Origin of the sequence: Pseudomonas brassicacearum (assembly GCF_009601685.2) — a bacterium.
GTDB classification, from domain to species: Bacteria; Pseudomonadota; Gammaproteobacteria; order Pseudomonadales; family Pseudomonadaceae; genus Aquipseudomonas; species Aquipseudomonas kilonensis_B.
This window is the reverse complement of the sequence record NZ_CP045701.2, coordinates 4,951,027-4,976,107: the sequence shown is the minus strand read 5'-3', so window position 1 is coordinate 4,976,107 and position 25,081 is coordinate 4,951,027. Positions and strand designations below refer to the sequence as shown.

The 25,081-nt window shown below is 61.7% G+C and carries 25 protein-coding genes and 1 riboswitch; of the genes, 12 read left to right on the top strand and 13 right to left on the bottom strand.

What is annotated here, in order from left to right; all coding sequences use genetic code 11:
• Positions 1-95 precede the first annotated feature (95 nt).
• From GFU70_RS21410 to arsC, 3 genes are read right to left on the bottom strand one after another with little or no spacing between them, the layout of a single operon-like run.
• Positions 96-521, bottom strand: coding sequence for a DUF2069 domain-containing protein (locus tag GFU70_RS21410; protein WP_058542565.1), 426 nt, complete (start codon positions 519-521; stop codon positions 96-98).
• On the bottom strand, positions 514-1,119 hold the full coding sequence (gene wrbA, locus GFU70_RS21405; protein WP_058542566.1) for an NAD(P)H:quinone oxidoreductase: 606 nt from the start codon (positions 1,117-1,119) through the stop codon (positions 514-516). The genes GFU70_RS21410 and wrbA overlap by 8 nt, the downstream gene beginning before the upstream one ends.
• Positions 1,116-1,469, bottom strand: a complete 354-nt coding sequence (arsC, locus tag GFU70_RS21400; protein WP_058542567.1) for an arsenate reductase (glutaredoxin) — start codon at positions 1,467-1,469, stop codon at positions 1,116-1,118. Before arsC ends, wrbA begins: the two co-directional genes overlap by 4 nt.
• A gap of 114 nt (positions 1,470-1,583) precedes the next feature.
• On the opposite strand from arsC, the gene GFU70_RS21395 reads away from it, so the two are divergent.
• On the top strand, positions 1,584-2,048 hold the full coding sequence (locus GFU70_RS21395) for a TlpA disulfide reductase family protein (RefSeq protein WP_153388787.1): 465 nt from the start codon (positions 1,584-1,586) through the stop codon (positions 2,046-2,048).
• Positions 2,049-2,187: 139 nt separating this feature from the next.
• On the opposite strand, the gene GFU70_RS21390 is transcribed toward GFU70_RS21395, so the two are convergent.
• The 4 genes from GFU70_RS21390 to GFU70_RS21375 all read right to left on the bottom strand — a co-directional run bounded on the left by GFU70_RS21390 (position 2,188) and on the right by GFU70_RS21375 (position 7,050).
• Positions 2,188-2,592 carry an META domain-containing protein gene (locus tag GFU70_RS21390; protein WP_116641488.1) on the bottom strand — a complete coding sequence of 135 codons (405 nt, stop codon included), beginning with the start codon at positions 2,590-2,592 and terminating at the stop codon, positions 2,188-2,190.
• Positions 2,592-3,026 (bottom strand): hypothetical protein, encoded by a 435-nt coding sequence (locus GFU70_RS21385; RefSeq protein WP_058542570.1) that lies wholly within the window; start codon positions 3,024-3,026, stop codon positions 2,592-2,594. The genes GFU70_RS21390 and GFU70_RS21385 overlap by 1 nt, the downstream gene beginning before the upstream one ends.
• A gap of 92 nt (positions 3,027-3,118) precedes the next feature.
• Positions 3,119-4,108: a 2-hydroxyacid dehydrogenase gene (locus GFU70_RS21380; RefSeq protein ID WP_153388786.1), complete on the bottom strand. Its 990-nt coding sequence runs from the start codon at positions 4,106-4,108 to the stop codon at positions 3,119-3,121.
• Positions 4,109-4,299: 191 nt separating this feature from the next.
• Entirely contained in the window at positions 4,300-7,050 is a 2,751-nt protein-coding gene (locus GFU70_RS21375; protein WP_153388785.1) for a response regulator, read from the bottom strand.
• Positions 7,051-7,714: 664 nt separating this feature from the next.
• Here GFU70_RS21375 and cysM point away from each other — a divergent pair.
• From cysM to GFU70_RS21350, 5 genes are all read left to right on the top strand, one after another.
• The gene (cysM, locus tag GFU70_RS21370; protein ID WP_058542573.1) at positions 7,715-8,617 is read left to right on the top strand and encodes a cysteine synthase CysM; all 903 of its coding nucleotides are present in this window, start codon (positions 7,715-7,717) and stop codon (positions 8,615-8,617) included.
• Complete coding sequence (gene rlmD, locus GFU70_RS21365) at positions 8,617-9,987, top strand: 23S rRNA (uracil(1939)-C(5))-methyltransferase RlmD (protein WP_153388784.1); 1,371 nt, start codon at positions 8,617-8,619, stop codon at positions 9,985-9,987. The genes cysM and rlmD overlap by 1 nt, the downstream gene beginning before the upstream one ends.
• A 100-nt stretch (positions 9,988-10,087) precedes the next feature.
• The gene (relA, locus tag GFU70_RS21360; protein WP_058542575.1) at positions 10,088-12,334 is read left to right on the top strand and encodes a GTP diphosphokinase; all 2,247 of its coding nucleotides are present in this window, start codon (positions 10,088-10,090) and stop codon (positions 12,332-12,334) included.
• Between the two features lie 115 nt (positions 12,335-12,449).
• Entirely contained in the window at positions 12,450-13,283 is an 834-nt protein-coding gene (mazG, locus tag GFU70_RS21355; protein WP_058542576.1) for a nucleoside triphosphate pyrophosphohydrolase, read from the top strand.
• Between the two features lie 26 nt (positions 13,284-13,309).
• The gene (locus GFU70_RS21350; RefSeq protein WP_058542577.1) at positions 13,310-13,849 is read left to right on the top strand and encodes a DUF2058 domain-containing protein; all 540 of its coding nucleotides are present in this window, start codon (positions 13,310-13,312) and stop codon (positions 13,847-13,849) included.
• Positions 13,850-13,970: 121 nt separating this feature from the next.
• Here GFU70_RS21350 and GFU70_RS21345 read toward each other — a convergent pair whose 3' ends face one another.
• From GFU70_RS21345 to purM, 4 genes are all read right to left on the bottom strand, one after another.
• Entirely contained in the window at positions 13,971-14,165 is a 195-nt protein-coding gene (locus GFU70_RS21345; RefSeq protein WP_058542578.1) for a hypothetical protein, read from the bottom strand.
• A 292-nt stretch (positions 14,166-14,457) separates the two neighbouring features.
• Positions 14,458-15,171 (bottom strand): DUF3108 domain-containing protein, encoded by a 714-nt coding sequence (locus GFU70_RS21340; RefSeq protein WP_058542579.1) that lies wholly within the window; start codon positions 15,169-15,171, stop codon positions 14,458-14,460.
• 8 nt (positions 15,172-15,179) lie between these two features.
• Positions 15,180-15,830: a phosphoribosylglycinamide formyltransferase gene (purN, locus tag GFU70_RS21335; protein WP_014339750.1), complete on the bottom strand. Its 651-nt coding sequence runs from the start codon at positions 15,828-15,830 to the stop codon at positions 15,180-15,182.
• Complete coding sequence (purM, locus tag GFU70_RS21330) at positions 15,830-16,888, bottom strand: phosphoribosylformylglycinamidine cyclo-ligase (RefSeq protein ID WP_058542580.1); 1,059 nt, start codon at positions 16,886-16,888, stop codon at positions 15,830-15,832. The genes purN and purM overlap by 1 nt, the downstream gene beginning before the upstream one ends.
• Positions 16,889-17,253: 365 nt before the next feature.
• Between purM and GFU70_RS21325 the strand changes: the two genes are divergently transcribed.
• The 5 genes from GFU70_RS21325 to GFU70_RS21305 all read left to right on the top strand — a co-directional run bounded on the left by GFU70_RS21325 (position 17,254) and on the right by GFU70_RS21305 (position 21,830).
• The gene (locus GFU70_RS21325) at positions 17,254-18,312 is read left to right on the top strand and encodes a DUF2066 domain-containing protein (protein ID WP_058542581.1); all 1,059 of its coding nucleotides are present in this window, start codon (positions 17,254-17,256) and stop codon (positions 18,310-18,312) included.
• A 32-nt stretch (positions 18,313-18,344) separates the two neighbouring features.
• On the top strand, positions 18,345-19,418 hold the full coding sequence (locus tag GFU70_RS21320; RefSeq protein ID WP_153388783.1) for an AI-2E family transporter: 1,074 nt from the start codon (positions 18,345-18,347) through the stop codon (positions 19,416-19,418).
• Positions 19,419-19,587: 169 nt separating this feature from the next.
• Positions 19,588-20,292 (top strand): DnaA regulatory inactivator Hda, encoded by a 705-nt coding sequence (gene hda, locus GFU70_RS21315; RefSeq protein WP_003178999.1) that lies wholly within the window; start codon positions 19,588-19,590, stop codon positions 20,290-20,292.
• 212 nt (positions 20,293-20,504) lie between these two features.
• The gene (locus tag GFU70_RS21310; protein ID WP_153388782.1) at positions 20,505-21,131 is read left to right on the top strand and encodes a C40 family peptidase; all 627 of its coding nucleotides are present in this window, start codon (positions 20,505-20,507) and stop codon (positions 21,129-21,131) included.
• Between the two features lie 165 nt (positions 21,132-21,296).
• Positions 21,297-21,830, top strand: coding sequence for a C40 family peptidase (locus GFU70_RS21305; protein ID WP_116641493.1), 534 nt, complete (start codon positions 21,297-21,299; stop codon positions 21,828-21,830).
• Between the two features lie 145 nt (positions 21,831-21,975).
• On the opposite strand, the gene GFU70_RS21300 is transcribed toward GFU70_RS21305, so the two are convergent.
• Together GFU70_RS21300 and GFU70_RS21295 are read right to left on the bottom strand one after the other, a co-directional pair.
• The gene (locus tag GFU70_RS21300) at positions 21,976-23,286 is read right to left on the bottom strand and encodes a PQQ-dependent sugar dehydrogenase (RefSeq protein ID WP_153388781.1); all 1,311 of its coding nucleotides are present in this window, start codon (positions 23,284-23,286) and stop codon (positions 21,976-21,978) included.
• A gap of 138 nt (positions 23,287-23,424) precedes the next feature.
• Positions 23,425-24,009, bottom strand: coding sequence for a hypothetical protein (locus GFU70_RS21295; RefSeq protein WP_058542586.1), 585 nt, complete (start codon positions 24,007-24,009; stop codon positions 23,425-23,427).
• 153 nt (positions 24,010-24,162) lie between these two features.
• Positions 24,163-24,390: riboswitch (cobalamin riboswitch) on the top strand.
• A 78-nt stretch (positions 24,391-24,468) separates the two neighbouring features.
• On the opposite strand from GFU70_RS21295, the gene cobO reads away from it, so the two are divergent.
• On the top strand, positions 24,469-25,080 hold the full coding sequence (cobO, locus tag GFU70_RS21290) for a cob(I)yrinic acid a,c-diamide adenosyltransferase (protein WP_134925410.1): 612 nt from the start codon (positions 24,469-24,471) through the stop codon (positions 25,078-25,080).
• Position 25,081 lies beyond the last annotated feature (1 nt).

The window sequence follows — 25,081 nt, the reverse complement described above, 5'->3', positions numbered from 1 at the left end:
ACCGCGTCGCGCCTATCGCGAGCAAGCTCGCTCCCACAGGGTTTTGTGAACGCCAAAGACCCAGTGTGTGCGAGCTTGCGCGCGATGGCGGCCTATCAGGCGACGGAGACCTCGCCTTCCCCCGCCAACCGCCGGTTCAACTGAAACCGCCAACGCACATACAGCAACGCCGAGCAAAACACCGCCACGCTCGCCGCCATTTCCAGCATGCCGAACAGTTGCCGGTTCGGGTCGTAGGCCGCCAGTGCGCCCTTGATGAAATACAGGTTCACCACGAAGCACATCCACGAGTGTCCGCGGGCGCTGCCGGTGAGCATGCCGGGTGCGAGTATCAGCAGCGGCACCAGTTCGATCAACAGGATGACCCAGGGGCGCGCGCCGTGCAGGTCGGCGATCAGCAGGTAGTACGCGCTGAGCAACCCCATCAGGCCGAAAAAGCACAGCAGGCTGAGGGCGCGGGCGATGCGTACGCGCGGTTCCAGCCATTGGATCGAAGGCAGGATCTTCGGCTTCTTAGCCACGGCCGTTCTCCAGCAACAGGGCAGTTTTTGCCAGGCGCGAACCCAAGGCACGGCACAGGGCGACTTCATGTTCGTTCAAGCCGCTTTTGCCATCGGCCCCAGCGTGATGGCTCGGGCCGTAGGGCGTGCCACCACCCTGGGTGTCGATCAGGGCCGATTCGCTGTAGGGCAGGCCAGTGATCAACATGCCGTGGTGCAACAGCGGCAGCATCATCGACAGCAGGGTGCTTTCCTGGCCGCCGTGCAGGCTCGCGGTGGAGGTGAACACCCCGGCCGGTTTGCCCACCAGCGCGCCGGTCAACCACAGGTTGCTGGTGCCATCGAGAAAATACTTGAGCGGCGCGGCCATGTTGCCGAAACGGGTCGGGCTGCCCAGGGCCAGGCCGGCACAGTTCTTCAGGTCATCGAGGCTGGCGTAGAGCGGGCCTTGCTCAGGGATGTCCGGCGAAACCGCTTCGCACTCGGCAGAAATCGCCGGCACCGTACGCAACCTGGCTTCCAGCCCGGCTTGCTCGACACCGCGGGCGATCTGCCGGGCCATTTCGTTGGTGGAGCCGCTACGGCTGTAATACAACACCAGGATGTACGGTGTGGTCACGGCAGGATCTCCAGGATTTTCTCCGGCGGACGGCCGATCACGGCCTTTTCCCCGGCTTCGAGAATCGGCCGTTCCATGAGTTTCGGGTGGGCGGCGATGGCCGCGATCAGTTGGGCCTGGCTCAGGCTTTCGTCGGCCAGGTTCAGCGCTTTGTACTCGTCCTCGCCGGTGCGCAGCAATTGCCGGGCACTGATGCCGAGCTTGCCCAGCAGGCGTTCCAGTTGCGCGGCGTCGAGCGGGGTTTCCAGGTAGCGGACCACGGTGGGCGTCAGGCCACGGGCCTCCAACAGTTCCAGCGCACCGCGGGATTTCGAGCAGCGCGGATTGTGATAAAGCGTCAGATCGGTCATGAGCGGGTCGCATCTTGCGTAAGGTGGCGGCTATTCTACTGTGCCGCGAAGTCCCTAGCACCAGAGAGAGGCGACGGGTCGCAGCAGCGTTCACATTCAGACAAGGATCGGCACATGGCAAGGCGATTGACGGCGGCACTGACATTCATCGGCATTTTGTTGCTCACCGGCTGCGGAAACGACTACGGGGTGGACCAGAACGGCCAGGCCATTGCCTCGCAGCGTCTGGACAAGCAATGGGTGGTGCTCAACTACTGGGCCGAATGGTGCGCACCGTGCCGTACCGAAATCCCCGAATTCAACGCCTTGGCCGAACAGCTCAAGGGCCGCAACATCGGTGTGTTCGGGGTCAACTTCGACCAGGTGCAGGGCGAAGAGCTCAAGAGTGCCAGCGACAAGATGGGGATTGGCTTCACGGTGCTGGCCCGGGATCCGGCCGAGATCTTCGACCTTCCTCGCAGCGAAGGGCTGCCAGTGACGTACATCATCGATAACCAGGGCAAGATGCGTGAGCAACTGCTGGGGGAGCAGACGGCAGCGGGGGTGATGGCCAAGCTCAAGGCGTTGCAGGCGCTGTAGGCGCTGTCGAGTGCAACGAGGCTGCGATCTTGTCCCAGACAATTGAATCTTGAGCGAAAGATCAAGATCAAAAGATCGCAGCCTTCGGCAGATCCTACAGGGCAGTCCAGCGGGAGCTATCTCTGGCCACAGAGGCCTCTCAGCCTTCCTCCAGCCACCAACGCAGCGGCTTGCCCTGGGCTGGCCAGAAGCGTATTTGTTCGATGGGCGAGATGTCCCAGCGTTCGACCTTTTCCAAGGCTTGCAAGAAGCGTCTCTCTTGCTCCATCACCGCCGGGGCACAGAGTTTGCGCGTGCTGCCGATCTTGCCAAAGCTCAAGCGGTGGCCTTCCAGGGTGTAGGGCGCGAACCAGTGGTTGCAGCCGCCATTGCCATAGGCGCGACCGTCATCCCCAAGGGTGATGGTCAGGTGGCTGTAGTCCATCAATGGCCGCTCACCGATCCACTCCAGGATGTAGCTGCGGTCATGTTGCAGCTGCACAGGTTCCGCGGCACACCCCAACAGGCTCATGCCGATCGACGCGCAAAGGGCCAAGCGTTTCATCAGGCGGCTTCCTGGCATTTCGGGCACAGGTGTTTTTCACCCACGGTGGTCCAGCCCAGTTCGGCGATTCGCGCGGTGGCGGCCGGTTTCTCGGCCTTGACGCCAAGCTTGGCATCGACGGCGAATTCGAAGCTCAGTTCCTTGGCGCAAGCGTCACAATTGACCTGCCAGGTATGAATCGCCAGTTCACCGAACACCGGGCCGGTGGTCATGGCCGTCCATTGGCCCATGGGCTTGAGCAGGTGCCGCACGGTGTCCACGGTCAGGCGCATGGACAAGTCCTTGCTGCCCTTGAGCGTGACGAGCAACACATCGTTGGCCTGGATCGAACCGCCATTGCCGGTGACCTGGTAGCGGCCCGGCGCCAGCGCGCGGACTTCGGTCAAGGTGTGCTGCGGGTTCATCAGGGTGTAGCGGAAATCGTGTTCGGCCATGGGTCCTCCAAATAGGCGCGACATGCTAGCACGGGGCATGGCTTGGGATGATCCATAAGGGATCTGACCGACGAAACTCCATCCCTGTGGGATCAGCTGTCCACCAGGTTTTGCGGCGTACCGGCCGCCCATGCGGCGATGTTGTCCAGAGTGGTCATGGCAATCGCCGCCAAGGCCTCATGGGTCAGGAACGCCTGGTGGGCGGTGACGATCACGTTAGGGAAGGTCAACAGCCGGGCCAGCACGTCGTCCTGCAAGGGCAGGTCGGAGCGATCCTTGAAAAACAACTGGGCCTCTTCTTCGTACACATCCAGGCCCAGGTAGCCCAACTGGCCGCTTTTCAACGCCTCTATCAAGGCCGGTGTGTCCACCAGGCCGCCGCGCCCGGTATTGATCAACATGGCACCGCGTTGCATCGAAGCCAGCGATTGGGCGTTGATCAGGTGTCGGCTTTGTTCATTGAGCGGGCAATGCAGGCTGATGATCTGCGCCTGCGCGAGCAGATCGGCCAAGGGCAGGTAGCGGGCGCCCAAGGCTTCGACCTGCGGGTTGGGGTAGGGGTCGTAAGCCAGCAACTGACAGCCGAAGCCGGCCATGATCCGTGCGAACGTCGCGCCGATCTGCCCGGTGCCGATCACCCCGACCGTCTTGCCCACCAGATCGAACCCGGTCAGCCCATGAAGGCTGAAATTGCCGTCCCGGGTGCGGTTGTAGGCGCGGTGCAGGCAGCGATTGAGGGCCATGATCAACGCCACGGCATGTTCGGCCACGGCATGGGGCGAGTAGGCCGGCACCCGGACGATGCTCAAGCCCAGGCGCTTGGCGGCAAGCAGGTCGACATGGTTGTAGCCGGCCGAGCGCAGGGCGATCAGCCGCGTGCCGCCTTGGGCCAGCCGCTCGAGCACCGGGGCGCTGAGGTCATCGTTGATGAAGGCGCACACCACTTCATGGCGTTCGGCCAGGGCCACGGTGTCCAGGTTCAAGCGAGCGGGTTGGAACTGCAGTTGAAGGCCGGCGGGCGCCGGGGCGTTGCTGAAGCTGTCGCGGTCGTAGGTCTGGCTGCTGAAAAAAATCACGCGCATGGCGGCCTCCGGGCACAAAAAACAAGTTCGTAGGAGCTGTCGAGCGAAGCGAGGCTGCGATCTTTTGATCTTTCGCTTGCGACTCAATCGTCAGCGTAAAGATCGCAGCCTCGCTTCGCTCGGCAGCTCCTACGGTCCTGGGTCGGAACGTGGATTTTCAGCGAATCCGGTTCCCAGGATATTGCCCTGGATCAGGCGCTGATACGTGCCTCGCTGGCCAGGCGGTTGATGGCCCGCTCCAATTCTTCCAGGGCGGCGGCGGCCTTGGGATCCTGTTGCTTGAGCAGGGTTTCGCTGCGCTGGCAGGCCGCCCGCAATTGCGGTACGCCGCAGTAGCGGGTGGCGCCGTGCAGGCGGTGGACGCGCTCTATCAGGGCGTTCTGGTCGTTGGCCTCGTAGGCCTGGCGGATCGCTTCACGGTCAGCTTCCAGGGACGCCAGCAGCATCGCCAGCATGTCCGCCGCCAAGTCGGCCTTGCCGGCGGCCAGGCGCAGGCCTTCTTCGTGATCGAGCACCAGCAGTTCGCTGCCGCCCTGGGCGTCGCCACTGCGCTCCGGTGACTGGTTGCGCAGGGCCAGGCCAGTCCATTTAAGCACCACCTGGGCCAGTTGCCGCTCGCTGATGGGTTTGGTCAGGTAGTCGTCCATGCCGCTTTGCAACAGGGCGCGTTTTTCGTTGGCCATGGCGTGGGCAGTGAGGGCGACGATCGGCAGCGGTGTGCAGTGCCGCTCGCTTTCCCACTGGCGGATCGCCTCGGTGCTCTGGCGACCGTCCATGCCGGGCATCTGCACGTCCATCAAGACCAGATCGAAGGTTTCCTTCTGCACGGCCTTGACCGCCGCATAGCCGCTTTCCACGGCCAGCACCTTGGCGCCCATGTCTTCGAGCAGGGTCTGTACCAGCAGCAAGTTGGCCGGGTTGTCGTCTACGCACAGCACTTTCGGGGCACGGCTGGATACCGGCTCATGGGGTTCGCTGCGGGCCGGGCGCGGGTTGGCCAGGTCGGAAAGCGCGCGGCGCAACTTGCGGGTGCAGGCGGGCTTGGCCTGGAGCTGGCTGTGAGGGTTGGGCACCGAGAGGTGGTACAGGGTCTGTTCGGTGGTGGGGCACAGCACGAGCACTTTGCAGCCCAGGTGCTCAAGGTCCCAGATGTGTTGGTTGAGGCGCTCCGGTGGCATGTCGTTGCTGGTGATGCCCAGCACGGCCAGGTCGATCGCATGATCGGTCTGGTGGGCGATGGTGATGCCGTTGGTCAGGCTTTCCAAGGTGTTGAACGGCGTCACTTGCAGGCCGCAGTCTTCGAGCTGGTGCTGCAAGGCCTGGCGGGCCAGTTCGTGATTCTCCAGCACCGCCACTCGGCGGCCCAGCAACGGCGGGCCGGGCAGGTCCTCGGCATCGTCACGGGTCTTGGGCAGGCGCAGGCTGATCCAGAACTCCGAGCCTTCGCCCGGTGTGCTGTCGACGCCGATCTCACCGCCCATCTGTTCCACCAGGCGCTTGGAAATCACCAGGCCCAACCCGGTACCCCCAGGTTGCCGCGACAGTGAGTTGTCGGCCTGGCTGAACGCCTGGAACAGCGCTCGCACATCCTGGTTGGACAGGCCAATACCCGTGTCCTGGATGCTGATGCGCAACTGCACGCTATCTTCGTGCTCGTCTTCGAGCATGGCCCGGGCGACGATGGTGCCCTCGCGGGTGAACTTGATGGCGTTGCTCACCAGGTTGGTCAGGATCTGCTTGAGGCGCAGCGGATCGCCCACCAGCGACAACGGCGTGTCCCGGTAGACCAGGCTCACCAGTTCCAACTGTTTGGCGTGGGCGGCGGGGGCGAGGATGGTCAGGGTGTCCTGCAGCAGGTCCCGCAGATTGAACGGAATGCTGTCGAGCACCAGCTTGCCGGCCTCGATCTTCGAAAAGTCGAGGATCTCGTTGATGATCCCCAGCAGGCTGTCGGCGGATTTCTCGATAGTGCCCAGATAGTCGAGCTGGCGCGGGGTCAGTTCGCTTTTCTGCAACAGGTGGGTAAAGCCGAGGATGCCGTTGAGCGGTGTGCGGATTTCATGGCTCATGTTCGCCAGGAACTCGGATTTGATCCGGCTCGCTTCCAGGGCTTCCTTGCGGGCCAGGTCGAGCTCGATGTTCTGGATCTCGATGGTTTCCAGGTTCTGGCGTACGTCTTCGGTGGCCTGGTCGATACTGTGCTGCAGTTCTTCCTGGGCGTTCTGCAAGGTACTGGCCATGCGGTTGATGCCTGAGGCCAGTTCGTCCAGCTCCTGGCTGCCCAGCGGCGGCAGGCGGGTTTCCAGGTGACCGTCCTTGAGTTGCGCCACGGCCTGCTTGATCTGGCTCAGCGGGCGATTGATCGTGCGGCCCATGCGCAGGGCCAGCAACGCGGTCAGGCACAGGCCTGCGGCGATCAGCAGCAGGCTGGCGAACATGTTGCGATAGCCGCGCAGCAACATGCCGCTGTGGGACAACTCCAGCTCGACCCAGCCCAACAGGCGGTCGGATTCTTCGGGAATCAGTTCGCCCGCCAGGTTGCGGTGCTTGCCGAACACCGGCAGCAGGTAGCGCGTGGCGTCGTTGCCGGTGCGTTGCAGCAGATGCGTGCTGTTGCCCTCCGGCGCCCGGTTGAGCATGGTCGGGCCGGCGTGGGCCAGCGGTATGCGGTCGGGAGCGAGGAAGGTTACAGCGCGCACGTCTGTCTCTTCGAGGGACTGAGTGGCGATGCGTTCCAGTATATCGGTGTCCTGGCGGCTCATGGCCGGGGCGACCAGCGGCGCAAGTTGTTCGGCGATCATTTCACCACGTTGCAACAACTGGGCGTGCAGGTCCGATTGCTGCATCCAGGTGAAATAGCCGCCAAGGACCAGCGCCATCAGGCTGGTCGGCAACAGGGTCAGCAACAGCACACGGCCTTTGATTCCCAGTTTCTTGAGCACACTTGTCTCCTGCATCCAGCGGTCTGATTGAGCATTGCGCGCATCCGGCACGCATTACCTGCGCAGTGTAGCGATTTGCGGGCGGGGGATCTTTGTAAAATAGGTCTTATAACTTGTCCCCGTTCGGATACGCTCCTGTCGTCTTGCAGTTGCTTTGGGACAGGTAACGCCCCATAGCTCATCGAACGTGGACCCTATTGCAAGGGAGCGTGCTCTCGCCGTGGCGCGAAACGGTCCCAAAAACGTAAGCGTTCCACGACCCCCCACCCAGTCAAAGCGTAGCCGGGCGCTGGGCTGCGGATCTCTTTGTTTCCACCAAGCGTTGACCATCGTTATTGCTTTGCATCCTGCTTGTACGTTTAGCGGTGCAACTGTAAAGAAACACGGTGCAAAAGCCAGATAGCCTGGGATGCTTGCCCTCCATGTAAAAGGAACGAGCCCACAAGCAGGCAGAAGGAATGCTGACAGACGGTGCTTACAGCAGGTATGTGTGCACGATCTGAGCTCTCGGCTCTGTAGGGAAAGGATTACTTCCACACAGCAGTGCCCCCGGCTTACGCCTCGCTTATTCCCATAAGCCATAACCCCCTTACTTTGCGTGATATGGCCTCGCCAGGTTTGCCGGTATGATAGGCGCCCCCGCAGCCCGGATTGCGAATACGCCATGACTTTGCAGTACCCAACCATCGCCGATTGCGTCGGCAACACTCCGCTGGTCCGCTTGCAGCGCTTGCCTGGCGTGACCACCAATACGCTTTTGCTCAAGCTCGAAGGGAATAACCCGGCGGGTTCGGTCAAGGATCGGCCGGCGCTGTCGATGATCACCCGTGGCGAATTGCGCGGGCAGATCCAGCCCGGCGATACGCTGATCGAGGCGACTTCCGGCAACACCGGTATTGCCCTGGCGATGGCGGCGGCGATCAAGGGCTACAAGATGATCCTGATCATGCCCGACAACTCCAGCGCCGAGCGCAAGGCGGCGATGACCGCCTACGGTGCCGAGTTGATCCTGGTGACCCAGGAGCAGGGCATGGAAGGCGCCCGGGACCTGGCCGAGCGCATGCAGGCCGAGGGTCGTGGCAAGGTGCTGGACCAGTTCGCCAACGGCGACAATCCCGAGGCCCACTACACCACCACCGGCCCTGAGATCTGGCGCCAGACCGATGGCACCATCACCCATTTCGTCAGCTCGATGGGCACCACCGGCACCATCATGGGCACCTCGCGCTACCTCAAAGAACAGAACCCGAACGTGCAGATCATCGGCCTGCAACCGATGGAAGGTTCGGCCATCCCGGGCATTCGTCGCTGGCCCGAGGAATATCTGCCGAAGATCTACCAGGCCGACCGCGTGGACCGCATCATCGATATGGCCCAGAGCGAAGCCGAGGACGTGACCCGTCGCCTGGCCCGCGAAGAAGGCATCTTCTGCGGCGTGTCCTCGGGCGGTGCCGTGGCGGGGATGCTGCGCCTGTCCAAGGAAGTTGAGAATGCGGTGATCGTCGCGATCATCTGCGACCGTGGCGACCGTTACCTGTCGACCGGCATTTTCGACGCGCCCAACTGATGGCCAAGCAAGAAAGAGGCTTGCGCTTCCAGCCCAGCGGCGGAAGCAGGGCCCCGCAAGTGCCCACCGGTAAAAAGCAGCGCTTGACCATCGAGCGTCTGGCCAATGATGGCCGGGGCATCGCCTTTGTTGACGGGCGCACCTGGTTTGTCATCGGTGCCCTGGCTGGCGAAGAAGTCGAGGCTCGGGTACTCGGTGCCCATGGCAAAGTGGTCGAGGCACGCACCGAGCGTGTGTTCCTGCCCAGTGACCTTCGTCGTGCGGCGCCGTGCAGCCATGCCGGTCGTTGCGGCGGTTGCAGCGTCCAGCATTTGCCCCATGACGAACAACTCGCCCTGAAACAGCGCATGCTCGCCGAACAGTTGTCGCGGGTGGCCGGAGTGGCGCCGCAGGAATGGGCCGCCCCCCTGAGCGGGCCGGAGTTCGGTTACCGGCGTCGCGCCCGGGTGGCGGTGCGTTGGGACCAGAAGGCGAAAAAACTCGAAGTGGGTTTTCGTGCCGTCGGCAGCCAGGACATCGTCGCTATCGGTGATTGCCCGGTGCTGGTACAGCCCTTGCAGCCGATCATGAGCCGCCTGCCGGACATGCTGCGTCGCTTGAGCAAACCCCATGCGTTGGGACATGTGGAGTTGTTCGCCGGTTCGTCTCTTGCGGTATTGCTGCGGCACATGGCGCCGTTGTCCGACGCCGACCTGACGATCCTCAAGGACTTCTGCGCGTTTCATGAAGCCCAGTTGTGGTTGCATGGTGAAGGCGAGCCGCAACCGGTCGAGCCTGGGCAGGCCCTGGGGTTTCGCCTGGATGCCTGGGACCTTGAACTGGCTTACCGGCCCGGGGATTTCATCCAGGTGAACGCCGGGGTCAACGAGGCAATGATCGCCCAAGCCTTGCAATGGCTGGCGCCACAAGCCGAGGAGCGGGTGCTGGACCTGTTCTGCGGCCTGGGCAACTTTGCCTTGCCGCTGGCCAAAAGCGTGCGCCAGGTGGTGGCCGTCGAAGGCGTGCAGACCATGGTGGATCGTGCGGCGGCCAATGCCGTCAGCAACAATTTGAATAACACTGCCTTTTTTCAGGCCGATTTATCCCAGCCTCTGGCGGATGCCGAATGGATCGGCGAGGGCTTTTCTGCGGTACTCTTGGACCCACCCCGTGACGGTGCTTTCGAGGTGGTGCGCAAGCTGTCGTCCCTGGGTGCCAAACGATTGGTCTATGTATCGTGCAACCCGGCAACTTTGGCCCGGGATACGGTCGAACTGATCAAGCAGGGCTACCGGTTAAAACGTGCCGGGATTCTCGATATGTTTCCTCAAACGGCGCATGTCGAGGCCATGGCGTTATTTGAAGCGAGCCAGGATGGCTTGTCCGACTGACCCGTTCGTGCCAACCCGCCACAGCCCTGGGCGCAAACACGGGCATGAAGGTCAGCGAAGTTGACGCATTGAATCTGCGTCGTAGGGAAGGTAAGTAAAGATGGTACAGGTGAGAGCACACCAGCCGATCAACACCGACGGCAGTATCAATCTCGAGGCTTGGCTCGATCACGCGGTCAGTATCGATCCGGCACTGGATCGCGAAGCCTTGAAAGCCGCCTGCGAGTTCGCTCGCGAGGCGGAACAGCAACACAACGCAGCGAAGAACCTGTGGTCCGAAGGCACCTCGAGTTTCCAGACGGGCCTGGAGATCGCCGAAATTCTCGCTGACCTCAAGCTCGACCAGGATTCGCTGGTGGCGGCGGTGTTGTACCGCGGCGTGCGCGAAGGGCAGATCCAGCTACCGGTGGTCAGCCAGCGTTTCGGCACGGTGGTGGCCAAGTTGATCGACGGCGTGCTGCGCATGGCGGCCATCAGCGCCAGCCTCAGCCCGCGCCAGTCCATGGTGCTGGGCACCCAGGGCCAGGTGGAAAACCTGCGCAAGATGTTGGTGGCGATGGTCGACGACGTGCGCGTCGCGCTGATCAAGCTGGCCGAACGCACCTGCGCGATCCGCGCCGTGAAGTCTGCCGATGACGAAAAACGCAATCGCGTCGCCCGGGAGGTGTTCGACATCTACGCACCCCTGGCCCACCGTCTCGGCATCGGTCACATCAAGTGGGAGCTGGAGGACTTGTCCTTCCGCTACCTGGAGCCCGATCAATACAAGCAGATCGCCAAGTTGTTGCATGAACGGCGCCTGGATCGCGAACGTTTCATCACCGATGTGATGACCCAACTGCGGGAAGAATTGCAGGCCACCGGCGTGGTAGCCGACATCAGTGGCCGAGCCAAGCACATCTACTCGATCTGGCGAAAAATGCAGCGCAAGGGTCTGGAATTCAGCCAGATCTACGACGTTCGCGCCGTTCGCGTGCTGGTTCCGGAAATGCGCGACTGCTACACCGCGCTGGGGATCGTCCATACTTTGTGGCGGCACATTCCGAAGGAGTTCGACGACTACATCGCCAACCCCAAGGAAAACGGCTATCGCTCGCTGCACACCGCAGTGATCGGCCCCGAGGGCAAGGTACTGGAAGTGCAGATCCGCACCCATGCCATGCACGAGGAAGCCGAGCTGGGTGTGTGTGCCCACTGGAAATACAAGGGCACTGACGTCAAGTCCGGGTCCAACCACTACGAAGAGAAAATCTCCTGGCTGCGTCAGGTGCTCGAGTGGCATGAGGAACTGGGTGACATCGGCGGCCTGGCCGAACAGCTGCGGGTCGATATCGAGCCGGACCGGGTCTACATCTTCACCCCCGACGGCCACGCCATCGACCTGCCCAAGGGCGCGACGCCGCTGGACTTCGCCTACCGGGTCCACACCGAGATCGGTCACAACTGCCGTGGCGCCAAGATCAACGGGCGGATCGTGCCGCTCAACTACAGCCTGCAGACCGGTGAACAGGTTGAGATCATCACCAGCAAGCACGGCACGCCGAGCCGTGACTGGCTGAACCCGAACCTGGGCTACATCACCACTTCGCGGGCGCGGGCGAAAATCGTCCACTGGTTCAAGTTGCAGGCCCGCGACCAGAACGTCGCCGCCGGCAAGACCCTGCTCGAGCGCGAACTCGGTCGCCTGGGCCTGCCGCAGGTGGATTTCGACAAGCTGGCCGAAAAAGCCAACATGAAAACCGCCGAGGACATGTTCGCCGCCCTCGGTGCCGGCGATCTGCGCCTGGCGCAGTTGGTCAACCTCGCCCAGCAACTGGTGGAGCCGGAGCGGGGCAACGAGCAACTGGAGCTGATCCCGCGCAAGGCCACCGGCTACAAGCCGGGCAAGCGCGGCGATATCCAGATCCAGGGCGTGGGCAACCTGATGACCCAAATGGCGGGCTGCTGCCAGCCATTGCCAGGGGATGCGATCGTCGGCTACATCACCCAGGGCCGTGGCGTGAGCATTCACCGCCAGGATTGTGCCTCGGTGCTGCAACTGGCCGGTCGCGAGCCGGAGCGGATCATCCAGGTCAGCTGGGGGCCGGTGCCGGTGCTCACCTACCCGGTGGACATCGTCATCCGCGCTTACGACCGATCCGGTCTGCTGCGTGACGTGTCCCAGGTGTTGCTGAACGAGCGGATCAACGTGCTGGCGGTCAACACCCGCTCGAACAAGGAAGACAACACTGCACTGATGTCCCTGACCATCGAAATTCCGGGGCTGGATGCGCTGGGGCGGTTGCTGGGGCGGATTTCCCAGTTGCCGAACATCATCGAGACACGGCGCAACCGGACGCCGGGTTAAGCGCAGTCCGAAAATGTGAGAGCCTGTGGGAGCAAGCTTTGCTCCCACAGGCTCTCACCACCGGCTGCTCCTATTGGATTATTTCCCACAGGGTTATTTGTGATGGGATGGATTGATGTACAGCCTTGAAGACCTGCTCCATCTGATGAACCGCCTGCGGGACCCGCAGTACGGCTGCCCGTGGGACATCAAGCAAACCTACCGGACCATCGTCCCCCATACCCTGGAAGAAGCCTACGAAGTGGCCGATGCCATCGAGCGCGGCGACTTCGATCACTTGCAGGGCGAGTTGGGCGACCTGTTGTTTCAGGTGGTGTACTACAGCCAGTTGGCCCGGGAAGAAAATCGCTTCGAATTTGCCGGCGTGGTCGACAGCATCACCCGCAAGCTGATCCGTCGCCATCCCCATGTGTTCCCTACCGGTGATCTGTACGCGCCCGTGGATATCCCGCGCCTGAGCGAAGAACAGGTCAAGCAGCGCTGGGAGGAAATAAAAGCTGAGGAACGAGCTGAGAAAGCGTCGGCGCCCGAGCAATTGTCGTTGCTCGACGATGTACCGGGGGCACTGCCTGCGTTGTCCCGTTCGGCGAAGTTGCAAAAGCGTGCCGGTCAGGTCGGTTTCGACTGGCCTGGCCCGCTGCCGGTGCTCGACAAAGTCCGTGAGGAATTGGACGAAGTGCTCGAAGCCATGGCCGACAACGATCCGGAGGCCATCAGCGACGAGATCGGCGATCTGCTGTTCAGCGTGGTGAACCTGGCTCGTCACCTCAAGGTCGACCCGGAAACCGCACTGCGCGACGCCAACGGAAAATTCGAGCGGCGGTTCCGATTTATCGAACAGGCATTGCGCGACACCCATCGTCCCATGGAAGATTGCACCCTCGAAGAGTTGGACGCCTTGTGGGGCGAAGCCAAACGTCAGGAAAAGAATTTGCCCAGCTGTGGCTGAGGCCGTTGCCTAAGTGAGTAAGCACCATGAGCCTTTCCCTTCGCGACCAGTTGCTCAAAGCAGGGCTGGTCAACCAAAAGCAGGCCAAGCAGGTCGGCAAAGAGAAACAGAAGCAGCAACGCCTGGCCCATAAAGGCCAGATCGAACTGGATGACTCCCAGCAGCGTGCCGCCCAGGAGGCCATGGCCGAAAAGGTCAAGCGCGACCAGGAACTCAACCGTCAGCAGCAGGAAAAGGCCGAACAGAAGGCCCGGGCCGCGCAGATCAAGCAATTGATCGAAGTCTCGCGCCTTCCGAAGCTGACCACTGAGGACTATTACAACTTCGTCGACGACAAGAAGGTCAAGCGCATCTCGGTCAATACCCTGATGCGCAACAAGCTGAGCAGCGGCTCGCTGGCGATCGTCCACCATGCCGGCGGCTACGAAGTGATCCCGCGCGAGGCGGCCCTGAAGATCCAGGAACGCGACCCCCAACGCATAGTCCAGCTCAACACCCAGACCGAAGAAGTGGATGCTGATGATCCGTACGCGGCGTATCAGATTCCTGATGATTTGATGTGGTAAGCCGGACAGCAAGCTAAACACAAAACCTGGAGCATCTGCAGAGGTCTCCAGGGAAACTGTGGGAGTCTGTGGGAGCAAGCTTTGCTCCCACAGGGGCATAGGTCCATGGGGTTTCTGTTGTTCAGGACTCTGCGGTCTCACGCGAGCGCTGCCGTTCCTCACGCTCCAGCTCGGCCTTGTAGCTGTGGGCGTCCGTTTCGGAGTGGAACATCCCCACCAGCAAATCCTGTTGATGCACATCCCAGATCCGGATACCGGCGGCAATACCTTCGTGGGACATGTGGGCGTCGTCGCGTTCAGTTACTTTCACAGTCATCTTGCAAGCTCCAATCTCTGTTATCTGCAGCAAGGCGTGTGCAGGACTTTGTTATAGATTTTGGTAGCGTGCTAAGTAAACGCTTCGGCGCGTTAAGAAGTTTTCATGAAAGTCGCACGCTTCCTGCAGGCCAGGCAGTGCGCGGCATTCGGTCGCAGGGGGCTTTCATGAAGAAGATTTCATGTGGGACACAATGCTCATGATGAAGGCCAATACCTGTGGGAGCGGGTGGCCATGAAATCCAGGCAACAAAAAGCCCCGCATGTGCGGGGCTTTTTGTTATCGGCGTCGATCAGCTGCCTTTCACGGTCTTGCCGTTGACCGTACCGTCCAGGAGCATGATGTTGTACTCCTTGCCGTCGGTCTCGACCTGTTGCAGGCGCACCAGCAGGTAGTCCCAGTCCTTGGCGAACCAGAGCACGGTGATGCGCTTGCTTTGTGTCGGGTCGCGCACGCGCTCGACCTTGATGGCGTCGATCTGGCCGGCCTTGGTGTCGACCTTTTCAGAGCCCAGGACGCGGAAGTCATAAGTATCGACTTCGCCATCGTCCACGACCTGATAGCTCATGCTTTTCTTGCCGGCTGCCACGTCGTGCTGCAGGGCCAACTGGTAAGTGGATTTATCGACCATGCCACGGTTGAGCGGCAGCTTGACCGCGTCGCCGCGATCGGTGCCGGTAACCATCTTGGTGTTCCAGTCGAAGTCCAGGTCGGCCTTCTTGGCCTTGCCCAGGCCACCTCGTTCGAAGTGGTAGGACTGCGGCAGCAGGGTGTCCTTGTCCAGGGTCAGGGTGCTTTCTTCAGTCAGGCTGGCGATGATCATCGAAGCCTTGAAGCTCAGCTTCCAGGTGCCGTTGGCCTCCTTGGTCAGGTTGCGCTCGGCGGTGCCGCTCATGGGCAACTGTTTCCAGTCGGCTGTGTAGCTGGCGGAGAATGGTTGAAGTTCTGCAGCCTGTGCCAGGGGCAGGGCAAGCAGAGCGCAAGCGAAGAGCAGGGCGCGACGCATAAAATCTCCTAGTATCGAATCAAATGGCCGCTGGCGGCGAGCAACTGGCCGTCCAGTGAGGCACCGCGATCGTCGAGGGTCAGCCTTCCTTCGGCAAACCAACGCACGGCCATCGGGTAGATCTGGTGCTCGCGGGCATGGACCCGTTGCGCCAGACTTTGCGGCGTGTCGTGCAACTCTACCGGTATTACTGCCTGTACGACCAGTGGTCCGCCATCGAGTTCCTCGGTGACAAAGTGCACCGAGCAGCCATGCTCCGTGTCTCCGGCCTCCAGCGCCCGCTGGTGAGTGTGTAACCCTTTGTATTTGGGCAGCAGCGAGGGATGGATATTGAACAGGCGGCCCTGGTAGTGACGCACGAAGCCGGCGCTGAGGATGCGCATGAAGCCTGCGAGGACCACCAGTTGCGGATTGAAGGTGTCGATCTGTTCGATCAGCGCGGCGTCGAAGGCTTCGCGGCCTTCGAACGCCTTGTGATCCAGGACTCGGGTATCGATGCCCGCTTCCTTGGCGCGTTGCAGGCCGTAGGCATCGGCGCGGTTGGAAATCACCGCGCGGATACGGACCGGGCTGTCGCCGGTCCGTGTGCTGTCGATCAAGGCCTGCAAGTTGCTGCCGGTGCCGGACAGCAGCACCACCACGTCACAGGTTGCGGACATCAGTGCGCCTTAAGGTTTTTCAGCTCGACCTGTGCAGCGCCTTCGGCCGCGGTGGCGATCTGGCCGATGACCCAAGGCTGTTCGCCGGCTTCACGCAGTACGTTCAGGGCCGTCTCGACGTGCTCCTGGGCCACGCAGATGATCATGCCCACGCCGCAGTTCAGCACGCGATGCATTTCGGTTTCATCGACATTGCCTTTCTCTTGCAGCCAGTCGAACACCGCCGGGCGGGTCCAGCTCGCCACGTCGACCACTGCCTGGGCGCCTTTTGGCAGGACGCGCGGGATGTTGTCCAGCAGGCCACCACCGGTGATGTGGGCCATGGCCTTGACGGCGCCGGTATCCTTGATCAGCTTGAGCAGCGGTTTGACGTAGATGCGGGTCGGGGCCATCAGCAGGTCGGCCAGTGGCTTGCCGTCGAGCTGGGTGTTTTCGATGTCGGCACCCGAGACTTCGATGATCTTGCGGATCAGCGAGTAGCCGTTGGAGTGCGGGCCGGAGGACGGCAACGCGAGCAGGGCATCGCCGGCGGCGACTTTCGAGCCGTCGATGATCTCGGCCTTTTCCACGACGCCGACGCAGAAGCCGGCCAGGTCGTAGTCTTCGCCTTCGTACATGCCGGGCATTTCAGCGGTTTCGCCGCCGACCAGGGAGCAGCCGGACAGCTCACAGCCGGCGCCGATGCCGGTCACGACCTGGGCGGCAGTGTCGACGTTCAGTTTGCCGGTGGCGTAGTAGTCGAGGAAGAACAGGGGCTCGGCGCCGCAGACCACCAGGTCGTTCACGCACATGGCCACCAGGTCGATGCCGATGCTGTCGTGCTTGTTCAGGTTCAGGGCCAGGCGCAGCTTGGTGCCAACGCCGTCGGTGCCCGAGACCAGGACCGGTTGCTTGTAGCCGGCCGGGATCTCGCAGAGGGCGCCGAAACCGCCCAGGCCGCCCATGACTTCCGGACGCGCAGTGCGCTTGGCGACGCTCTTGATGCGTTCGACCAATGCTTCACCGGCGTCGATGTCTACACCGGCGTCCTTGTAGCTCAGGGAGGGTTGCTTGCTCATGATCCAGGCCTTTAGGGGGGATTTCTGGGTAACGACCGACCGCCGGGGCCATTGAATAACCGTTGTACGAATTATTCCAGGTGCCCAGCCATTGCCGGTCTGCGAAGGCGCGCGATTTTATCAGGCTTGAGGGGCAGCGGCCATCCTCGCGCCGACGGGCAGGGACATATCCACGGAAAAAAACCGATATTTCTTATATTGGTACTGCGTAGCGCGTCTGTATAAGGTGTAGCGGTAACCGGTTATGGTGATGACCGTGCGAAACTTCCACCGGGCGTGTGAATGTTTTGCCGGGTGCTGTGGTCACAGCCATGCTCAATCTTCTTCACACGGCCTGTTCCAGCCGTTATGTCCGGGAATCTTCCATGCGTTTGTTCAAATTCTTGTCCGTGAGCTGCTTGTCGCTGATCAGCCTGGCGAGCCATGCCGAAACCGTCAATGGTCTCTATCAGGTGCTCGAACCGGTCACCAGCCAAACACCGGAGGAGCGCAACCAGGCGACGCTGCGCGCCCTGGATACGCTGGTGCTGCGCCTGACCGGCGACGCCAAGGCTGCCCAGAATCCCGGGTTGGCGGCACTGCGCCAGGACCCGCAGCAGATCATTCTTCAATATGGCTACGACGCCGGCCCGCCGGAAAGCCTCAAGGTGGACTTCGACCCGACGAGCACCGACCGGGCACTGCGCTCGGCAGGGTTGTCGCTGTGGAGCGCCAATCGGCCATCGATCCTGGGCTGGTGGCTGAACGACTCGGTCGAGGGCTCCAGCCTGGTGGGCGATGGCCAGGCCAGCGCCACACCATTGCGGCGTGCCGCCCAGCATCGAGGCCTGGCATTGCACCTGCCTCTGGCGGACTTGAGCGAGCAGATCGTTGCCACCGCGCCGAACCTGGAAGGCAGTGACCCGGCGCCTTTGCGCGATGCCTCGGAGCGCTACGCAACAGACGCCTTGCTGGCGGTCCATGCCAAGGAAGAAGGCGAGCAGTGGCACGGCACCTGGCGCCTGTGGCTGGGCGATCAGCGCGAGCAGGGCACTGCCCAGGGTGCCAATGCTGCGGCCCTGGCCGACGCGGTCATGCTTGCGGTGAGCCAGCGCCTGGCGCCGCGCTTCGTCACCAAGCCGGGCGTGGCCACCGAGCAACTGCTGGAAGTGCAGGGCATGAACCTGGAGCGTTACGCGGCGCTTGGACGCCTGCTCGAACCGTTCGGTGGGCAGTTGCAGCGGGTTGAAGGCGACCGGATCTTCTATCGGGTCAACGGCAGTGCCGAACAACTTAAGGCGCAGTTGGCCCTGGCGAAACTGCAGGAGATCCCGCCCGGCGAAGACGTTGCGCCATTGCCTGTGGCGCCGCCCGCCGCCGATGGCTCGGCCCCGGTTGCAGCACCTTTGCCGGCGCCGGCAGCCAATCTGCGGTTCCGCTGGTAGGTTTTCTTTCTTTATATAGCTAGGAGTGGTTCATGGGCGATACGCGGCGTTGGTTCTGGTTGGGCGGGGTGGCCCTGCTGATTGCGCTTATCTATTTGCTGCATCCGATCCTGACGCCGTTCCTGGTTGCGCTGTTGTTGGCCTATCTGTTCGACCCGGTGGTGGATCGCCTGGAAAAACTCGGTCTGTCGCGGACCTGGGGCGTGGTGGCAGTGTTCGCGCTGGCCACGCTGATCGTAAGCGCGCTGCTGCTGGTGCTGATACCGATGCTCGCCAAGCAACTGGTGCGCCTGTACGAATTGGCGCCGCAGATGCTCGATTGGTTGCAGCACAGCGCGGTGCCGTGGGTGCAGTCGAAGCTGGGGTTGGCGGACGGTTTCTGGAGGTTCGACAAGGTCAAGGCGGCCATCAGCGAGCACATGGGCCAGACTTCTGACATCGTTGGCGTGGTCCTGAGCCAGGCCACGGCCTCGGGCCTGGCGTTGATCGGTTGGTTGGCGAACCTGGTGCTGATTCCCGTGGTGGCCTTCTATCTGCTGCGGGATTGGGACCTGATGATGGCGAAGATTCGCAGCCTGCTGCCGCGTCATCGCGAAGAACGCATTATGACCCTGACCGGCGAATGCCACGAAGTGCTGGGTGCATTCGTGCGCGGGCAACTGCTGGTGATGGTGGCCCTGGGCTTCATCTATGCGGCAGGGCTGATGCTGGTGGGGCTGGAGTTGGGGCTGTTGATCGGCTTGATCGCCGGCCTGGCCGCCATCGTGCCGTACATGGGCTTTGTGATTGGGATTGGCGCGGCGTTGATCGCCGGGTTGTTCCAGTTCGGTGGCGACCTGTACCCGATGGTGGGCATCGTCGCGGTGTTCATGATCGGGCAGGCCCTGGAAGGCATGGTGCTGACGCCGCTGCTGGTGGGCGATCGCATTGGCCTGCATCCGGTGGCGGTGATCTTCGCGATCCTGGCGGGGGGCGAGTTGTTCGGCTTCACCGGGATCCTGCTGGCGCTACCGGTGGCGGCGGTGATCATGGTGCTGGTGCGCCATATGCACGATTTGTACAAGGATTCAGATATCTATAGCAGCGTTGAAGACCCTGATCTTTAGAGCGAATGGCGGGCGGAGTGTCAGGGAAACTGACGCTGCGTGCCCTTGCCGCTGCAAACCTTTGATTTTGCTCGTGGTCCGGCGCATTGTGCGGTCCGCGCCACGGGTATAAACTTTGCTCACTTTACACAGAGGCCACTAACGGTTCCCGAGGAACTGTTCAGTCAGCATGAAACCGATTCAGCTGCCCCTAGGTGTGCGTCTGCGTGATGACGCCACCTTTATCAACTACTACCCAGGCGCCAATGCCGCAGCACTCGGCTATGTCGAGCGGCTTTGCGAAGCCGACGCCGGCTGGACCGAAAGCCTGATCTATCTGTGGGGCAAGGACGGGGTAGGGCGCACGCATCTATTGCAGGCCGCGTGCCTGCGGTTCGAGCAATTGGGCGAACCGGCGGTGTACCTGCCGTTGGCCGAGTTGCTCGACCGCGGCGTCGAGATCCTCGACAACCTCGAACAGTACGAACTGGTCTGCCTGGACGATCTCCAGGCCGTGGCCGGCAAGGCTGACTGGGAAGAAGCGCTGTTCCATCTGTTCAATCGGTTGCGCGACAGCGGTCGGCGCCTGCTGATCGCCGCGTCGACGTCGCCGCGGGAGCTGCCGGTGAAGCTGGCGGACCTCAAGTCCCGTCTCACCCTGGCGCTGATTTTCCAGATGCGCCCGCTGTCCGATGAAGACAAACTCCGCGCCTTGCAGTTGCGCGCGTCCCGGCGTGGCCTGCACCTGACCGACGAAGTCGGGCATTTCATCCTAACCCGGGGTACCCGCAGCATGAGCGCATTGTTCGAGCTGCTTGAACGCCTCGACCAGGCCTCACTCCAGGCCCAGCGCAAGTTGACTATTCCTTTTTTGAAAGAAACCCTGGGCTGGTAGAACCGTTGCAGGTAGTGGCTCATGGCCTTCTTTGGGCGCGACGGAACCCACGGTCCTGCCGGGCTGCAGGCCATGTGACGTTCAAAATGGGCTTAAGCGCTTAGATGTAAACGTAAAACCGAGAAGTCACATTTGCATCGATTGAATTTGCAAATGAGGTTGATAGAAGGCATAGTCTCGCCATCTTTACTACTTCAGCCACGGTCGTGCCCATGCTAAGTCGCTTCGCACCCCTCGTGCCTCTCGCACTCGTTACCCTGTTGTTTGGTTGCGCTGTCCACTCCCCAGTGTCCCAGCAAGAGCAACAACCACAGGTCAAGAACTCCGTTACCGCCCAGTCTTCCTCCGTTGCGCTCCAGGAAGAAATGGCCTCCGACAAAGAGCTCGAAGCCTTCACCGACAGCAAGCCTTACCAGCTTCCAGTACTGGCCGACAGCATCCTGGAGCGCGGCATGTCGTTGATCGGTACCCGCTACCGTTTCGGCGGTACCTCTGAAGCCGGCTTCGATTGCAGCGGTTTCATCGGTTATCTGTTCCGCGAAGAGGCCGGTATGAACCTGCCGCGTTCCACTCGCGAAATGATCAACGTGAACGCCCCACTGGTGGCTCGCAACCAACTTGAACCCGGTGACCTGCTGTTCTTCAGCACCAACGGTCGTCGCGGTCGCGTCAGCCACGCCGGTATCTACCTGGGCGACAACCAGTTCATCCATTCCAGCAGCCGCCGCAGCGGTGGCGTGCGGATCGACAACCTGGGCGACAGCTACTGGAGCAAGACCTTCATCGAAGCCAAGCGCGCCCTCGCCATGGCACCGACTGTGGTCACTGCTCGCAAGTAAGCGCACAGTTTGTAAGGCAAACTTAAAGTCTTACTTGAAGTTTGCCTCATAGCCGCTAGAATCCATGATCATTGATTGATGGCAATCCGCCTGCGTACTCCGCGGGCGGATTTGTTTTCATGTCCACGGCAGAAAAGCCGCATCCAGATCAGGATTGTTCTGCATATGTCGACGTCGGCCCGCCTCGCTCTAATGTTTCTTGCCGCGCTGCTCAGCGCATGCGCCAGCCGCACTCCGCCGCCTGCTCCAGTGCGGGCCCCGGTGGTCTTTGCACCCTCGCAATCCTTTTCCCCGGTCGCCGAAGACGTGCTCTTCCGGGCGCTGGGTTTGGTGGGTACGCCTTATCGCTGGGGCGGCAACACGCCGGATTCGGGTTTCGATTGCAGTGGTCTGATTGGCTATGTGTACCGCGACGTTGCCGGCATTTCCCTGCCGCGTTCCACCCGCGAGATGATCGGCATGCGTGCCCCGGATGTCGGCAAGGAAGCCTTGCAGACTGGCGATTTGATTTTCTTCGCCACCAGCGGCGGCTCCCAGGTCAGCCATGCCGGGATCTATGTCGGTGAGGGCCGTTTTGTCCATGCGCCGGCCACAGGCGGCACGGTCAAGCTCGATAGCCTGTCCAAGGCCTATTGGCAGAAGGCCTATCTGGGCGCCAAGCGTGTGTTGCAGCCGGAGCATCTGGCGCGTAATCCCTGAGTTGTTGTTGCCCTGATCTGTGGGAGCAAAGCTTGCTCGCGAAACAGGCGGCTCGATCTCTGAGAGACCGCATCGCCTTCATCGCGGGCAAGCCTTGCTCCCACAGGTCAGGAGTAAATCCCCTCGCCACAAGGGGGGTGTCGCTTTATTTACCTGACACCCGCCAGATCTTGTTCCCCACATCATCGGCCACCAGCAACGCGCCTTGCTTGTCGATCACCACGCCCACTGGCCGGCCCTGGGCTTTTTCGTCGGCGTTCAGGAAGCCGGTCAGCACATCCACGGGTTGCCCCACCGGCTTGCCGCCGTTGAATGGTACGAAAATCACTTTATAACCACTGTGGGGCTTACGGTTCCAGGAACCGTGCTGGCCGACGAAGGCCCCTTCGGTAAACGGTGCAGGTAAGGTGCTGCCCTCGGCAAAGGTCAGGCCCAACGAGGCGGTGTGAGGGCCGACGGCGTAGTCCGGGGCGATGGCCTTGGCCACCAGGGCCGGGTTCTGTGGTTCGACCCGGACATCGACGTTCTGCCCGTAATAACTGTAAGGCCAGCCATAAAAGGCACCTTCCTTGACCGATGTGATGTAGTCCGGCACCAGGTCGCTGCCGATCTCATCGCGCTCGTTCACCGCTGTCCAGAGCGCGCCGCTGCGGGGCTCCCAAGCCAGGCCGTTGGGGTTGCGCAAGCCCGAGGCGAAGATGCGGTGATTGCCGCTGGCACGATCCACTTCCCAGATGGCGGCGCGACCTTCTTCGGCCTCCATGCCGTTTTCCGCGACGTTGCTGTTCGAGCCAGTGGTGACGTACAGCTTGCTGCCGTCGCGGCTGGCAATCACATTCTTGGTCCAGTGATGGTTGATGGAGCCCCCCGGCAAGTCGACGACCTTGGTCGGCTGTGCCTTGATCTGCGTGTCACCGTCCCGATAAGGGAAGCGGATCAGCCGGTCGGTGTCGGCCACGTACAGGTCATTGCCGACCAGGGCCATGCCGAACGGTGAGTTGAGGTTTTCCAGGAACACTGTGCGGGTTTCGGCGATGCCGTCGTGATTGGCATCGCGCAGCAGTGTGATGCGATTGGGGCTGGGCACGCCGGCGCCGGCTCGGCCCATGACTTTTTTCATCACCCAGCCCCGGATGCCCTTGGCATCGTCCGGCTTGGGCGGGGCGTTGGTTTCGGCCACCAGCACATCGCCATTGGGCAACACATAGAGCCAGCGTGGATGATCAAGCCCTTCAGCGAACGCGCCCACCTGCAGGCCCTGGGCCGGGGTCGGCTTGGCGACTTGCGGCCAGCCGATGGCTTCGGCGATGTTGACGGTGGGGATGAGGGTCTTGTTCGGTTCGGGCAGTTTCGGCGCTGGGCCGGTGCCGTCGGACACTTGCAAGGTGGAAGACTCGCCACAAGCGACAAGCCCGGCGGCAAGGGCGACGATCAAAAGATGGGGTGGCTTGAGCATGCTGGCTTCCCTATGAATGCATGTAGTTATTCATAGAGGAGCGTAGACGCGTGATGGTTCAACCGCGTGTAGGCCTCGTCAACCAGGCAAACAAGCTCCTTGTGGGGGGCTTGTTTACCCAGTTGCTTGTTGAATGAATCAGCCGTGGGCTTGCTTGAACAGCACTGCAATGCCTGGATGGTAATGGCCGGCTTCGTTGCGCAACTTGCGATAGGCGTAAGGGAAATACCAGGCCACGGCACAGGTGTTTTCCTTTTGCAGGTCGTCAATCATGTCCTGCAATTCTTCGGGCGTGGCGCTTTGCTGGGCTTTTTGCGGCGAGACGAACAGGCAGCCTAGCTTCAGGTCGCTGGCATAACTGATGCGCTTGGCATCGCTGGTGGCTTCCAGCAGCGGCTGCGTCAGGTTCAGGTTATTGACCTTGGGCCAGCGCTGAGTGGCCTGGATGAAGGCGCGCTCCTCGGTGTTGGCGATGAACAGATCGGCGCTGACGTTGCGTTCGCCTTCTTCATTCTGCTTGCGGGTCGGCGCGTTCTGCAGCGTGACCATCTCAGCCATCCAGGCGGCGGCCGACAGCAATCCGAGGTTGGCTTTTTCATCGAACCAGTAAGGCGTGTCGTTATCGCCACGCACGGCGTTGTAGCGGTCGATACAGTCAAACCAGCGTTCCAGCATCGGGCGCAGGAATTCCAATTTCGGATTGCTGATGAGCATGCCTTGCATGTTTTGCCCTCTTGTTGTTGTGATATCGGGTCGTAATGTCGCTTTGATATCACTTGCTGCAGAATCACACAAGATTGGCGTCATTTTATTGATCGGCGCCAATGATTGCCCCGACAGGCGGCTTTAATTGACGCTCCACCCCCAACCCTCTAACCTTCGCGGCTTGTTTCAGGTGCTCTGTGGCTGCGGTCGACAGAGTGAAACAGGGAAGCCGGTGAGTGCACACGAACCCGGCGCTGCCCCCGCAACGGTAAATGAGTCAACGCTGCGCTTTGTGGCCACGCAGGCCACAAACCACTGTGTCGCAGACATGGGAAGGCGCGCAGCCAGGCACCACGCCGCTCATGAGCCCGGAGACCGGCCTGATTCATCCAACGGCATCACGGTGGGCGATGCCAGGCTTGTTGCCGTCTTTTTTTGTGCCCGCCCGCCGTTATCCAATCCCAACGGAGAGCTCCCATGACCGACACCCCTGATCGCGACGAACGCCACCTGGCGCGCATGCTGCGCAAGAAAGCCGTGATCGACGAGCGCATCGCCAACTCGCCAAATGAATGCGGCTTGTTGCTGGTGCTGACGGGCAACGGCAAGGGCAAGAGCAGTTCGGCGTTCGGCATGCTTGCGCGGTCCATGGGCCACGGCATGCAATGCGGCGTGGTGCAGTTCATCAAGGGGCGCAACAGCACCGGTGAAGAACTGTTCTTCCGTCGTTTCCCGGAGCAGGTGCGCTTTCACGTCATGGGTGAAGGCTTCACCTGGGAAACCCAGGACCGTCAGCGCGACATCGCTGCCGCCGAAGCCGCCTGGGCAGTATCGCGCCAGTTGCTCAGTGATCCGTCCATCGGCCTGGTGGTGCTCGACGAGTTGAACATTGCCCTCAAGCACGGTTACCTCGACCTCGATCAAGTGCTGAGCGATCTGCAGGCTCGCCCACCGATGCAGCACGTGGTGGTGACCGGTCGCGGCGCCAAGCCCGAGATGATCGAGCTGGCCGACACCGTGACTGAAATGGGCATGATCAAGCATGCGTTCCAGGCGGGTATCAAGGCGCAGAAAGGCGTCGAACTGTGAG

Excerpts from the sequence above, each read along its gene's own strand:
- GFU70_RS21325 (WP_058542581.1), top strand. The coding sequence starts at position 17,254 with ATGCGTTTGTTCAAATTCTTGTCCGTGAGCTGCTTGTCGCTGATCAGC.
- rlmD (WP_153388784.1), top strand. The coding sequence starts at position 8,617 with ATGGCCAAGCAAGAAAGAGGCTTGCGCTTCCAGCCCAGCGGCGGAAGC.
- purM (WP_058542580.1), bottom strand. The coding sequence starts at position 16,888 with ATGAGCAAGCAACCCTCCCTGAGCTACAAGGACGCCGGTGTAGACATC.
- GFU70_RS21300 (WP_153388781.1), bottom strand. The coding sequence starts at position 23,286 with ATGCTCAAGCCACCCCATCTTTTGATCGTCGCCCTTGCCGCCGGGCTT.
- cobO (WP_134925410.1), top strand. The coding sequence starts at position 24,469 with ATGACCGACACCCCTGATCGCGACGAACGCCACCTGGCGCGCATGCTG.
- GFU70_RS21310 (WP_153388782.1), top strand. The coding sequence starts at position 20,505 with ATGCTAAGTCGCTTCGCACCCCTCGTGCCTCTCGCACTCGTTACCCTG.
- purN (WP_014339750.1), bottom strand. The coding sequence starts at position 15,830 with ATGTCCGCAACCTGTGACGTGGTGGTGCTGCTGTCCGGCACCGGCAGC.
- GFU70_RS21340 (WP_058542579.1), bottom strand. The coding sequence starts at position 15,171 with ATGCGTCGCGCCCTGCTCTTCGCTTGCGCTCTGCTTGCCCTGCCCCTG.
- mazG (WP_058542576.1), top strand. The coding sequence starts at position 12,450 with ATGTACAGCCTTGAAGACCTGCTCCATCTGATGAACCGCCTGCGGGAC.
- GFU70_RS21390 (WP_116641488.1), bottom strand. The coding sequence starts at position 2,592 with ATGAAACGCTTGGCCCTTTGCGCGTCGATCGGCATGAGCCTGTTGGGG.
- GFU70_RS21345 (WP_058542578.1), bottom strand. The coding sequence starts at position 14,165 with ATGACTGTGAAAGTAACTGAACGCGACGACGCCCACATGTCCCACGAA.
- GFU70_RS21380 (WP_153388786.1), bottom strand. The coding sequence starts at position 4,108 with ATGCGCGTGATTTTTTTCAGCAGCCAGACCTACGACCGCGACAGCTTC.
- GFU70_RS21305 (WP_116641493.1), top strand. The coding sequence starts at position 21,297 with ATGTCGACGTCGGCCCGCCTCGCTCTAATGTTTCTTGCCGCGCTGCTC.
- GFU70_RS21350 (WP_058542577.1), top strand. The coding sequence starts at position 13,310 with ATGAGCCTTTCCCTTCGCGACCAGTTGCTCAAAGCAGGGCTGGTCAAC.
- GFU70_RS21385 (WP_058542570.1), bottom strand. The coding sequence starts at position 3,026 with ATGGCCGAACACGATTTCCGCTACACCCTGATGAACCCGCAGCACACC.
- GFU70_RS21320 (WP_153388783.1), top strand. The coding sequence starts at position 18,345 with ATGGGCGATACGCGGCGTTGGTTCTGGTTGGGCGGGGTGGCCCTGCTG.
- GFU70_RS21395 (WP_153388787.1), top strand. The coding sequence starts at position 1,584 with ATGGCAAGGCGATTGACGGCGGCACTGACATTCATCGGCATTTTGTTG.
- arsC (WP_058542567.1), bottom strand. The coding sequence starts at position 1,469 with ATGACCGATCTGACGCTTTATCACAATCCGCGCTGCTCGAAATCCCGC.
- relA (WP_058542575.1), top strand. The coding sequence starts at position 10,088 with ATGGTACAGGTGAGAGCACACCAGCCGATCAACACCGACGGCAGTATC.
- hda (WP_003178999.1), top strand. The coding sequence starts at position 19,588 with ATGAAACCGATTCAGCTGCCCCTAGGTGTGCGTCTGCGTGATGACGCC.
- GFU70_RS21295 (WP_058542586.1), bottom strand. The coding sequence starts at position 24,009 with ATGCAAGGCATGCTCATCAGCAATCCGAAATTGGAATTCCTGCGCCCG.
- cysM (WP_058542573.1), top strand. The coding sequence starts at position 7,715 with ATGACTTTGCAGTACCCAACCATCGCCGATTGCGTCGGCAACACTCCG.